The sequence below is a fragment of the Consotaella aegiceratis genome (assembly GCF_036541425.1).
GTDB lineage: Bacteria > Pseudomonadota > Alphaproteobacteria > Rhizobiales > Rhizobiaceae > Consotaella > Consotaella aegiceratis.
This window is the reverse complement of record NZ_JAZHFT010000074.1, coordinates 1-11,477: the sequence shown is the minus strand read 5'-3', so window position 1 is coordinate 11,477 and position 11,477 is coordinate 1. Positions and strand designations below refer to the sequence as shown.

Sequence of the window (11,477 nt, the reverse complement as noted above, 5' to 3'; positions counted from 1 at the left end):
ATATTCCATGGCTGTTCCTCTCATGATGCTTGAGGCCGATCGATCGGACCTCGTTTCCAAACATCATCATTCTGAGGGACAGCCACCAAACTGGCTAATCGTGAGGCGCCGGCCCATTACGGCATCTAGGCTCAGGTATCTGCGGCATATGGGAAGCACTGAGCAACATGCGACTGTAATAAGGCAGGGTGAAAGGAGGGAAGAGTCTGAACGACGAGCTCCATAGGATGAGAGCCTTTTCCATTGCGTCAGCCGACGAAGGGAGTGCTGACGATGAAGACGGGCGCCATCCGCAAAATCGCGCCAGATGCGACTTGCGCTAGGCCCTCGCTAGATCATCTTCGAGTGCAGCCACGCTTTGGCGAATGATTTCGGCCAACGATTTGGCCAATTGCGAGATTTCGCCGAAACTGGATGTAATGAGCCACATGGGTTTGATGACGGGTGACTCCAGCGGGCGGAAGACGATCGCCGGGTCCGGTGCTCGCACTGCCATCAATGACGTAATGACCGCAATGCCATAGCCCGCAGAGACCATGGCACAAGCGGCATCCGCCATCTGGACCTCCGTCGTCGCCTTGAATTCGACACCTGCTTTTTCGAACGCGCTGGCGATCAACTGATAGGAGAGATCGTCTCGCCCCAGGGCGACGAGCCGTTCTTTAGAAAGGGCGGAAAAGGATATTCGCTTTTGCTGCGCCAGCGGATGGCCGGCCGGCAGGGCGCAAATCATCGAGACGTCGTGAAAGCGCTCGCAACGCAAAGCGGGATGATCCGTCGGGATCAGCGAGATACCGAAATCGGCCGAGCGCGAAAGGATGGCATCCTCGATGCTGCGCGATGTCCGAGTGAGAAGCGACAGCCGGACTTCCGATCGATCTTGCAAAAACCGCGCGGCTGCGCGGGGAACCAGATGCATCGATATGCCGGGAAAGGCAACCACCGAAACCTCGCCGCGCTCCAGATCGCGGATAGTCTCGGCCGCCTTCTGAACGCGCACCACGCCTGTTTCCAAGCGCTCGGTCTCGACGAATAGCAGCCGTGCTTCGGGCGTCGGAACCAGTCGTCCGGTGGCCCGACTGAACAGTGGAAATCCGCACGACAGTTCGAAGGCATGGACGAGCTTGCTCACCGCCGGCTGGCTGACGAAAAGCGACTCCGCCGCCTTCGTCACCGACCCGCTCTTCATGACGGCGTTGAATGCTTCGATCTGCCGAACGTTTGGTTTGGCCATTGCGCGAATGTATAACCTTAAGGAATATCAGCCTGATATAAACTCATTTGCAAGCGTTCGAGAATGCCCATTCAATGGTCGTGTTGAAAAAACAGGCAAAAGGGCCATCGCATGAAGAGCATTCTGACGACCCTTGTGGTCTCCGCGTCCTTCTTCGCCGTCGTCGCGGCCAGCGCACAAGACAGGACGCTCGTGGTGGGCGGCTACGGCGGATCATTCGAAACATTGATGAAGGAGCGCATTATGCCCGCCTTTGAGAAGGCGCATAGTGTGACCATTCAGTTCGTTCCTGGGAACTCGACCGAGAACCTCGCACGGCTTCAGGCACAGAAGGGCAATCAGGAACTCGATGTCGTCATCTTGGACGATGGCCCGATGTATCAGGCCGACGCCTTGGGCTTCTGCGCTCCCATGAAGGCATCGCCGATCATGGACGATGTCTATGACATCGCCAAGCTTGGCCCCAATTCGGTGGGGATTGGCTTTGTTGCCACGGGATTTGCCTACAATACCGAATGGTTCGAAAAAGAGGGTTGGGATCCGCCGTCGAGCTGGGAAGATTTGAAGGATGAGAAATATGCCGACATCCTGTCGGTCCCACCCATCTCCAACACCTATGGGCTGCACACGCTGGTGATGATGGCGCGGCTGGCCGGTGGCGGCGAGAAGGATATCGATCCCGGCTTCAAGGCCATGGCCGACGAAGTGGCGCCCAACGTCCTGGTGTTCGAGCCGTCGTCGGGCAAGATGTCGGAACTTTTCCAGTCGCAGGAAATCGCTCTTTCGATCTGGGGTTCGGGGCGCACCAAATCGCTGGCGGACACCGGCTTCCCCGCGAAATTCGCCTATCCCAAGGAAGGCGCCGTGGCTTTGATGCTGGCGGCTTGTCCCGTGGTCGACAGCAACCTGCCGGACGAAGCGCAAGCTTTCGTCGACTATCTGCTCGACCCCGAGACGCAGGTGGAACTGGCCGATGCCATGGGCTCCGGCCCGGTCAACCAAAAGGCCAAGCTGCCGGATGACTTGGCTGCGGTGCTGCCCTACGGCCCCGAGCAGATCGCCAAACTCATCGCAGTGGACTGGGACACGATCAACGCTAAACGCGAAGAGTGGACAGCACGATGGGCGCGCGAGGTCGAGCGTTAAACTTCGCCACAAGATGAAAGTCGAAGTGTGGTTCCTGAACCGCACGTCGCCACATCAGGCGGGAGAGCATCGAGCATGATGCCGAAGGGTTGCATGACTTTTCGGAGGAAACACCATGCTGAAACAATGGACTAGAGCGAGCCTGCGATCCCGATAATCGTATTCCGCTCTAGTCTCCCGCCTCCATCATTCCGGCGCGATCCAACCAGAGACTTCCCATGCCGCTTCTTGAGTTGCGCGATCTAACCAAATTCTACGGAGAGACCGCGGCCGTCGAACGTTTCAATCTCAGCGTCGAGAAAGGCGAGTTCGTTTCTCTTCTGGGACCGTCGGGCTGCGGTAAGACCACGACGCTGCAGATGATCGCGGGGTTCGAGAAGCCAACGGCGGGCACGATCCGGCTTGCCGAGCGCGATCTTTCATTAGTGCCTGCACGTCAACGCGGCCTCGGCATCGTCTTTCAGACCTATGCTCTCTTTCCCCACATGACGGTGGAGGAGAACGTCAGTTTCGGGCTGGAAATGCGCGGCGTCTGCGGGGACGAGCGAAAGCGCCGTGTGGCCGAAGCCCTCGACTTGGTCCATCTTTCCCATCTCGGCGAACGCTATCCGCGCGCCATGTCGGGCGGCCAGCGTCAGCGTGTGGCTCTGGCGCGTGCTCTGGTGATCAAGCCGGAGCTTCTGCTTCTCGACGAACCGCTGTCCAATTTGGATGCCAAGCTGCGCGAAGAGATGCAGCTGGAGCTTCGCCGCATTCAACGCGAAGCAGGCGTTACGACGCTTCTCGTCACCCACGACCAGAACGAGGCTATGGCGCTGAGTGACCGGGTCGCCGTCATGGAGCAAGGACAATTGGTCCAGGTGGCGACCCCATTCGATGTTTACGAACATCCTCGCTCAACTTTCATCTCGACATTTCTAGGCAAAACCAACGCCATTCCCGCGACCCTTGAGGCAACCTCGCCGGAAGGCACGACACTGGTGGTCGATGGCTATCGGCTGCAAGGGCCGCCCGCCCATCTGGTCGCCGGCCCCGCAACGATCTCGTTGCGGCCTGAGAAGATCGACATCGTGGAGCAAGGGCAGGGCGTTCTCTCGGGTTTGGTGATCGAGCGCATTTTTCTCGGCGATCAGTGGCTTTTTCGGGTGGAAACGCCGATCGGTCCTCTGCTCGTGGTGCGGCGCAATCGCGGCCAGCGTGAAGCCGATGTGGGAGAAACGGTGCACCTTCATTGGCTGGCGGAGCACATGCGCCTTCTGCCGCGGAGCGACGCGCGATGAGCGGCGCGACGGGCCTCAAATCCTGGCTGTTGAGCGGTCCCGCGCTGGCATTGTTCCTGCCGTTTCTGCTGGCGCCTTTGGCGATGACCTTTGCGCTCAGCTTCAACAGCTTTTCGTTTTATGGCGGCATCGAGCAGACCTTCGATCTGCACAACTACGCCGCCATCCTCACCGATTCCTACTATTACGAGATCTTTGGCCGGACATTCCTCATCGCACTCGTCACCACCGCTATTTCCGCCGTGATCGGTGTGCCGCAGGCCTATTTTCTAACGCGGATGCGTCCTCTCTTTCGCTCCGTAATGGTGTTGGTCGTGCTCGGTCCGCTGCTGATTTCAGTGGTCGTGCGCACTCTTGGCTGGGCCATTCTGCTGGGCAATCGCGGTGTCATCAACGACGCGTTGAAAGCGCTTGGCTTGATCGAAAGGCCCATCCGCATGATGTACACCTCCGGCGGCATCGTCCTGGCGCTCGTCCATGTGATGGTTCCGTTCATGATCCTTGCCGTGTGGGCAGCGCTTCAGCGCCAGGACCCAGCAACGGAAGCCGCTGCGGAATCGCTCGGTGCCAGCCCCTGGACGGTCTTTCGCAGGATTGTTTTGCCGCAGGCGATGCCAGGCGTTCTCTCCGGCTCGCTCATCGTCTTCTCGCTTTCGGCCAGCGCCTTCGCCACGCCCGCGATCCTCGGCGGGCGGCGAGTCAAGGTCATCTCCACCACTGTTTATGACGAGTTCCTCAACACGCTGAATTGGCCTCTGGGAGCGGCGATCGCCATGCTGCTGCTGGTCTCCGTTCTTGTTGTCATGGTCGCCTGGAATCGTCTCGTCGAGCGGCGCTATTCGGGGGTCTTCGAATGAGACGCAATGGCCCCTTCGCCATCATCTTCAGCATCCTTTTCGCCGTCTTCATGCTCGCGCCCCTAGTGGTTGTGGTGGGCGTTGCCTTCACGCCGGAAGGATTTTTGGAATTTCCCCCGAGCGGCATCTCTTTGCGCTGGTTCAGAGCTATCCTGGACAATCCCGATTTTATCACCGCAGCGTGGGTGAGCGTTCAGCTGGGCGTTGCCTCGGCGACCCTCGCCAGCATTCTGGCCGTGCCGGCGGCGCTCGCTATCGGTCGAGGCGCATTTCCCGGTCGGGAGGCGCTGCAAGCCCTGTTCCTCTCGCCACTGACAGTGCCGACCGTCGTTCTGGGCATCGCCTTCCTGCGTTTTCTCAGCCTCGTGGGCATGAACGGGACCTTCTTCGGGCTGGTGCTCTGCCACGCCATCATCATCATGCCGTTCGTGTTGCGACTGGTTCTCGCCTCGGTGATCGGCCTCGACCGATCCATCGAAAAAGCCGCCATCTCGCTTGGGGCTTCCGACTGGACGGTGTTTTACCGCATCACGCTGCGCGCCATCATGCCCGGCGTGATCGGGGGCTGGGTGCTGGCTTTCATCACCTCGTTCGACGAGCTCACGGTTACCGTCTTCGTCGTCAATCCGACCACTACGACACTGCCGGTCCGTCTCTTTTCCCACATCACTCAAACCACGGACCCGCTCGTGGCATCCGTATCCGCTGTCGCCATTCTCTTCACCATCGGGCTGATGGTCATTGTCGACCGTCTCTATGGACTTGATCGCCTTCTCATTGGGGAGGGCACACGATGAGCTCGTCCGATTTCATCGTCGTCGGCGGAGGGCTTGTCGGCGCCGCCGTCAGCTATGGCCTTGCACGGCAAGGACACAGTGTTTTCCTGCTCGATGAAGGCGATGTCGCCTTTCGCGCTTCGCGCGGCAATTTCGGCCTGGTTTGGGTCCAGTCCAAAGGGGACGGTCGTCCCGAATACGCCCGTTGGACCCGCCATTCGGCTGATCTTTGGCCAGACTTTTCAGAGCTTTTGATGCAGGAGACGGGCGTCGCCGTGCATTATCACAAGGCTGGCGGCGTTCACCTTTGTCTTTCTGAAGCGGAGTTCGACAAGCAATCCGCTTTGATCCGCCGCATGCACAATGTGCATGGCGCGGCCCACTATGGCGCGACCATCCTGAGACGGTCGGACCTCGACGAGATGTTGCCCGGCCTGGGACCGGATGTCGTGGGCGGGACCTATTCTCCGCACGACGGGCATGCCAGCCCGCTCTATCTTCTCCAAGCTTTGCATCGTGGCCTGCTTTCCCATGGCGGCCGCTATCAGGCGAACGCCAAGACGCTGAAGATCACACCCGACGCGGCAGGATTTTCCGTCGAGACCCAAGGCGGAACGGTCTCAGCCGGCAGCGTCGTTCTCGCCGCCGGGTTGGGCAATGCCAAGCTCGGCCCGATGGTGGGGCTCGATCTGCCGATCAAGCCGCTCAAGGGCCAGATTCTCGTGACGGAGCGGACCAAGCCGTTCCTGTCCATGCCGACGCACGTGGTCCGCCAGACCGAAGAAGGCTCGGTCCTCATGGGCGACAGCCATGAGGATTCCGGCTTCGATATCAGTTCAGGCGTACCGGTCCTTTCAGAGATCGCTCGCCGCGCCATTCGCGCCTTTCCGCACCTGGCAAAACTGCGCGTCGTGCGCGCATGGGGCGCGCTGCGTCCCATGACGGCGGATGGCTTTCCCATCTATCAACAATCGGAGGTCCATCCCGGCGCCTTTGCGGTCAACTGCCATTCTGGCGTGACGTTGGCGGGGGCTCATGCCCTGGCTCTGGCGCCGATGATCGCGAGCGGCGCCATCGATCCGGACCTTTCCGTTTTTTCCGCAAGGAGATTCGATGCTCAAACGCATTGATCAGGAGACGGCGCGTCTGTCGTTTAGCTTCGAGGGGCAGACGATCGACGCCGCCGAAGGCGACAGCGTTGCCGCGGCGCTTTTGGCCGCCGACGAGCGAATTTTCCGCACAACCCCGGTTTCGGACAGCGAGCGCGGCCCCTTCTGCATGATGGGTGTGTGCTTCGATTGCTTGGTGGAGATCGATGGCGTTCCCAATCGTCAGGCCTGCATGACCCTAGTCGAGCCAGGAATGAAGGTACGTCGGCAGCGCGGCGCGTCGGAGGTGGAACTGTGAGGGACACGTTCGATATCGCCGTCGTCGGCGCCGGTCCTGCTGGCATGGGGGCCGCCGTCGAGGCCACCAAGGCCGGACTCTCGGTCGTCGTTTTCGACGAACAGCCAAGCCCAGGCGGTCAAATCTACCGGTCGATCGAGAACGCCGACAAGCGCCGTAGTGCCATCCTTGGCCCGGATTATGAAAAGGGCAGGGCGCTGGCCGATGCCTTTCGGGCGTCGGGCGCAACCTATCTTCCGGGTTCAACTGTCTGGAACATCGACAGCACCCTGGCGGTGGATTTTTCCAGGAACGGTGGGTCGTCTCAGGTCAAGGCCGGCGCACTCGTCGTAGCGACGGGTGCCATCGAGCGGCCGACACCGATGCCAGGCTGGACTTTGCCAGGCGTCGTCACCGCCGGCGCGCTGCAAACGCTTTTGAAAACCTCCGGCGTTGTCGCCGACGACGTGGTGTTCGTGGGGTGTGGTCCGCTGGTCTGGCTCATCGCCAACCAGATGGTCGCGGCGGGCGTTAAGCCGCGCGCCATTGTCGAGACCGTACCGCGCAGCCGCTATCTCGAAGCGGCACGGCATCTGCCGGCTGCACTCGGCGCTTGGCGCACCTTGGCCAAGGGCCAAGCGATGATGCGGAATGTCAAGAAGGCCGGAATACCGATCTTCAAGGACGCGACGAAGATCAGGATCGAAGGCGCGGGCAGCGCCGAGTCCGTGGCCTTTACGAGCGGCGGGAAGGACCACCGCTTGGAGACGACGACCGTTGCGCTCCATCAGGGCGTCGTTCCCAACCAGCAGATCACACGACTGCTCGGCTGTGACCATCTCTGGAGCGAGTCGCAGCGCTGCTTCGTACCGCAGGTCGACGAATTCTTCGAAACCAGCGTCGGCAACGTCTTCGTTGTCGGAGATGGTGCCGGCATTGGGGGGGCGGTGGCCGCGGATTTGCGTGGAAGACTTGCCGCACAACGTCTTGCCGAGCGCGCGGGGTGGGGCGAGGACGCCGTGCGCGATCGATTGAAAACAGAGCTTAAGCGCGAGGCGGCGGCACGTCCGCTGCTGGAAACGCTCTATGCGCCGTCGCCTGAGATCCTCAATCCGGCCGATGACACGCTGGTCTGCCGCTGCGAAGAGATCACCGCCGGCCAGATTCGCAAAGCCGCCGACCTGGGCGCACCGGGACCCAACCAGGTGAAATCTTATCTGCGTTCGGGAATGGGGCCGTGTCAGGGGCGGATGTGCGGTCTAGCCGTCACCGAAATCCTGGCTGAAAGGCGGGGCGAGCCGCCCTCCGTCATCGACTACTATCGTATTCGCCCGCCGCTGAAGCCTTTGGCATTGGCCGAACTCGCCGCGCTGGAGCCTGAGGAAGAGCACGCCGTCGAGGCGGCCGAGTAGGAACGGGCATCATGAACAAGACAGCCGATCTCATCGTCATCGGCGCGGGTCTGCACGGCTGCTCGGCGGCGCTTCATGCCGCCAAGCGCGGGCTGTCGGTGATCGTCATCGAAAAGGATACCGCCGGGCGCCATGCTTCCGGCGTTAATGCCGGTGGCGTGCGCCGACTGGGTCGACATTTTGCCGAAGTGCCCCTTTCGCAAAGATCCATGGAGATTTGGCATCACATCTCGGATCTCGTCGACGACGATTGCGGATTTCAAAAGACGCCGCAGATCAAGGTGGCTGAAACCCAAGAGCAACTGGACGGTTTGCGCCAGCGAGTGACCCAGCTTCAGGCCATGGGTTTTCGCCATGAGGTGATCCTGGAGCAATCCGAGATGCGGCGTCATCTGCCAGCTCTCTCACCTCATTGCGCAGGTGCCCTTGCCGTTCTCGATGATGGCTTCGCACAGCCCTATCAGACGACGTTCGCCTTTCAGCGCAAGGCGCGCGAGCTGGGTGTCGTTTTTGTCGAGAACACGCCGGTTCAAAATGTTTCGCGCCAGGGCGGCGCTTGGCGCGTGACGACGCACAACGGTGACTATCTCGGCGAGACGCTTCTCAACTGCGCAGGCGCCTGGGGTGGAGAGATCGCGCGCCAGCTTGGCGAGCCCGTGCCTATCGAGGCGATCGCGCCGATGATGATCGTCACCAGCCGAATGCCACGTTTTTGCGAGGCGGTCGTCGGCAGTGCCGGCCGGCCGCTGTCCTTCAAGCAGATGCCCAACGGTACGGTGGTCATCGGCGGGGGGCGGCGCGGTCGCGCCGATCCGGCCCGCAACCGCTCGGAAATGCGCTTCTCGCAGCTGCGACTGACAGCGGAAACGGCAATTGCCATTTTCCCCATCATGGCCGGGGCCACCATCGTGCGCTCATGGTCCGGGATCGAGGGCCGAATGCCGGACGACATCCCGATCATCGGGCGCTCATCGCGGCACGAAGACGCGTTTCATGCCTTCGGCTTTTCGGCCCACGGCTTTCAGATGGGGCCGGGCGTCGGCGCCATTATGGCCGAACTGATCGCGCGCGGCGAGACAAACGCGCCCATCGCGCCTTTCTCGATCGCGCGGTTTTTGCCCGCTCATTCCGCTCACTGAAGGAGATATTCGTGATCAAGCGGCACTTTCAGACCAAGATCAATCACCGCGTCGTAGAGCATAACGGCGTTCTTTATTTCGGCGGTCTGGTTGCCGGCGACAAAAGCCAGGACATGAAGGGCCAGACAGCACAGATCTGCGCAAAGATCGACGACCTTCTGGCGAAGGTCGGCTCCTCTAAGGACAATCTTCTGACGGCCATGATCTATATTTCGGACTTCTCGCAGAAGGACGGGATGAACGAGGCTTGGCTGGAGTGGCTGCCGGGCGAGATTCTGCCCACCCGCGCCACGATCGGCGTGGCCGATCTCGGGACCGACACTTTGGTTGAGATCGTCGTTTCAGCCGCCAAATAGCTTTTGGGCTTCACTGAAAAGTCGTTCAAGCAGGCGCATGGAATAGCCTGTCCGTGCGCCTGGACCTTGTCGTCGGAAAACGGCCGCGACTCCGATCATCCACAATGTCGTGGCACGAAACGTCAGCAGCGCAAGGGGCGGCCCAGCGCGTCGGCGAGCATGTGGTTCTTGGTGGTCAATCCGCCTCGGGAACGCCCCAGCGCCTGGTCTTTGGCTCGACGCCCGACACGCACAGGCGGCGACCGCTCTTCAGCGCAACAAGACCGACGCACGCGATGCCGAGACCCTGGCTCAACTCGTGCGCATGGGCTGGTACAGAGAGGCACGCGTCAAAAGCTACGCCGCCCACGCCATTCGTCACCTTGTTGGCGCCCGCGCGCAACTCATGGGCATCTCGATCGATCTTTCCAATCAGATCCGCAGCACCCTCAAAACCTTCGGCCTGATGGCCGGCAAGGGAGCGGGCCGCAGCTTCGAGATGCGCGCGCGGGCTCATAGAAGGGCGTCCAAGTGTTGCCGCGGTTGTTGATCCGCTGCTGACGGCATGGCGTGCCGCACGCGAACAGATCGGCGTCTTGGACCGGCGCCTTATCGGCCTGGCCAAAGGCGACGCGACGTGCCGCCTCTTGATGACGTGCCCCGGGGTTGGCGTCATTGTCGCCACGAGCTTCGTTGCCGCCATCGAGGCGCCGGAGTACTTCCGCCACTCGCGTTCAGTGGGCGCCTATCTCGGATTGACGCCGGTGCGATACCAATCGGGGGAGATCGATAGAAGTGCTGGCATCTCGCGCCGCGGCGACCGGCTGATGCGAACTTACCTGTTCGAAGCGGCAGCGAGCCTTCTGGTGCGGGTCAGCCAGAACTCGGCCCTGAAGACGTGGGGACGGGCGCTCGCCAAACGCATGGGGTTCAAGCATGCTGCCGTGGCGGTCGCCCGAAAGCTGGCGGTCGTGCTGCACGCGATGTGGCGGGGCGGAACCCCCTTCCGACCCTGGCCAAACGCAGTATGACGGATCCAACGAGAAGGAAAGAAACAAGCGGCTGACGAGATCCGCCAAAGGCGGAAACAGGCGTCCCCGCCGGGACGCGAGCAGGGTCATCCCGGGTGGGTCTTGCGGCTGGCAATCCGCCGGACCGCGCGTTCGACATGGCGAACCCCGCTTCGAGACGCATAGTGCGGCGGCCAAGCGAGCCGACCGCGGAAACAACCACGATCCGGCGGTGACACTTCCTATCCGTCTTGACAGGAGCAACGCGATCAAACAACGACCCAGCGGCGCGGCACGACCTTGAAGCCCTCTTCCTTGTCGATCCGGCGCACGATCTCGACGACAAAGTCGAGAAGGGCAGCCTTGTCCATCAGCTTGGTGCGCTCATAGGCGCCGCCGGCGAAGAGGTGCTTCAGCCACGGCCAGCGTTTTCGGATGGCGTCCAGAATGTGCTGCGCCCCGGCGCTGTCGGATACGTCGGCGGGCGTCAGGTTCATCATCAGGAGACGTCCGCCCGTATCGACCGCGATGTGGCGCTTGCGTCCGGAGATCTTCTTGCCACCGTCAAAGCCGCGCGTGGCTCCGGCAGCCGAGGCTTTGACGCTCTGACTGTCGACGACGCCCGCCGTCGGGCTCGCCTCGCGACCGGCCCGCTCGCGGTCCAGCATCAGCGCGACATTGTGGATCGTCTTGAACAGCATCAGCCGCACGAAGCGGCGAAACCACCAGTAGACGGTCTGCCACGGTGGAAAGTCCTTCGGCAGCATCCGCCAGCCCAGGGCTATCGCATTTGGCCGAGGATGGAACGAGCGAAGTCGTTGGACCATCCGGATCGCTTTCGCTTGCGACGGATGGAGATTGAAGGCCTGGCGCGCTTGAGCATGTTGAGGGCGAGCTTTCGC

At 61.5% G+C, this 11,477-nt stretch carries 10 protein-coding genes and 4 pseudogenes; 10 read left to right on the top strand and 4 right to left on the bottom strand.

Annotation, left to right across the window (positions count from 1 at the left end):
- Positions 1-319: 319 nt before the first annotated feature.
- Positions 320-1,234: a LysR substrate-binding domain-containing protein gene (locus SMD10_RS24070; RefSeq protein ID WP_331688278.1), complete on the bottom strand. Its 915-nt coding sequence runs from the start codon at positions 1,232-1,234 to the stop codon at positions 320-322.
- A 111-nt stretch (positions 1,235-1,345) separates the two neighbouring features.
- Between SMD10_RS24070 and SMD10_RS24065 the strand changes: the two genes are divergently transcribed.
- The 9 genes from SMD10_RS24065 (at position 1,346) to SMD10_RS24025 (ending at position 9,586) form a co-directional block, all read left to right on the top strand.
- The gene (locus SMD10_RS24065) at positions 1,346-2,380 is read left to right on the top strand and encodes an ABC transporter substrate-binding protein (protein WP_331688277.1); all 1,035 of its coding nucleotides are present in this window, start codon (positions 1,346-1,348) and stop codon (positions 2,378-2,380) included.
- A gap of 218 nt (positions 2,381-2,598) precedes the next feature.
- Positions 2,599-3,660 carry an ABC transporter ATP-binding protein gene (locus tag SMD10_RS24060; protein WP_331688276.1) on the top strand — a complete coding sequence of 354 codons (1,062 nt, stop codon included), beginning with the start codon at positions 2,599-2,601 and terminating at the stop codon, positions 3,658-3,660.
- The gene (locus SMD10_RS24055; RefSeq protein WP_331688275.1) at positions 3,657-4,517 is read left to right on the top strand and encodes an ABC transporter permease; all 861 of its coding nucleotides are present in this window, start codon (positions 3,657-3,659) and stop codon (positions 4,515-4,517) included. Before SMD10_RS24060 ends, SMD10_RS24055 begins: the two co-directional genes overlap by 4 nt.
- Positions 4,514-5,314 carry an ABC transporter permease gene (locus SMD10_RS24050; protein WP_331688274.1) on the top strand — a complete coding sequence of 267 codons (801 nt, stop codon included), beginning with the start codon at positions 4,514-4,516 and terminating at the stop codon, positions 5,312-5,314. The genes SMD10_RS24055 and SMD10_RS24050 overlap by 4 nt, the downstream gene beginning before the upstream one ends.
- Entirely contained in the window at positions 5,311-6,423 is a 1,113-nt protein-coding gene (locus SMD10_RS24045) for an NAD(P)/FAD-dependent oxidoreductase (RefSeq protein WP_331688273.1), read from the top strand. Before SMD10_RS24050 ends, SMD10_RS24045 begins: the two co-directional genes overlap by 4 nt.
- Complete coding sequence (locus SMD10_RS24040) at positions 6,407-6,700, top strand: (2Fe-2S)-binding protein (protein WP_331688272.1); 294 nt, start codon at positions 6,407-6,409, stop codon at positions 6,698-6,700. Before SMD10_RS24045 ends, SMD10_RS24040 begins: the two co-directional genes overlap by 17 nt.
- A complete protein-coding gene (locus tag SMD10_RS24035; protein ID WP_331688271.1) occupies positions 6,697-8,091 on the top strand; it encodes an FAD/NAD(P)-dependent oxidoreductase in 1,395 nt (464 codons plus the stop codon). Before SMD10_RS24040 ends, SMD10_RS24035 begins: the two co-directional genes overlap by 4 nt.
- 11 nt (positions 8,092-8,102) lie before the next feature.
- Positions 8,103-9,230: an NAD(P)/FAD-dependent oxidoreductase gene (locus SMD10_RS24030; RefSeq protein WP_331688270.1), complete on the top strand. Its 1,128-nt coding sequence runs from the start codon at positions 8,103-8,105 to the stop codon at positions 9,228-9,230.
- A gap of 11 nt (positions 9,231-9,241) precedes the next feature.
- Positions 9,242-9,586, top strand: coding sequence for a RidA family protein (locus SMD10_RS24025; protein ID WP_331688269.1), 345 nt, complete (start codon positions 9,242-9,244; stop codon positions 9,584-9,586).
- Positions 9,587-9,714: 128 nt separating this feature from the next.
- On the opposite strand, the pseudogene SMD10_RS24020 reads toward SMD10_RS24025, so the two are convergent.
- A pseudogene (locus tag SMD10_RS24020) lies at positions 9,715-9,795 on the bottom strand (IS5-like element ISNeu3 family transposase); the annotation flags it as partial.
- A gap of 5 nt (positions 9,796-9,800) precedes the next feature.
- Between SMD10_RS24020 and SMD10_RS24015 the strand changes: the two are divergent.
- Positions 9,801-10,596: pseudogene (locus SMD10_RS24015) on the top strand (IS110 family RNA-guided transposase); the annotation flags it as partial.
- Between the two features lie 254 nt (positions 10,597-10,850).
- Here the strand turns inward: SMD10_RS24015 and SMD10_RS24010 are convergent.
- Positions 10,851-11,351, bottom strand: a pseudogene (locus SMD10_RS24010) (IS5 family transposase); the annotation flags it as partial.
- 5 nt (positions 11,352-11,356) lie between these two features.
- A pseudogene (locus SMD10_RS24005) lies at positions 11,357-11,477 on the bottom strand (ISAs1 family transposase); the annotation flags it as partial.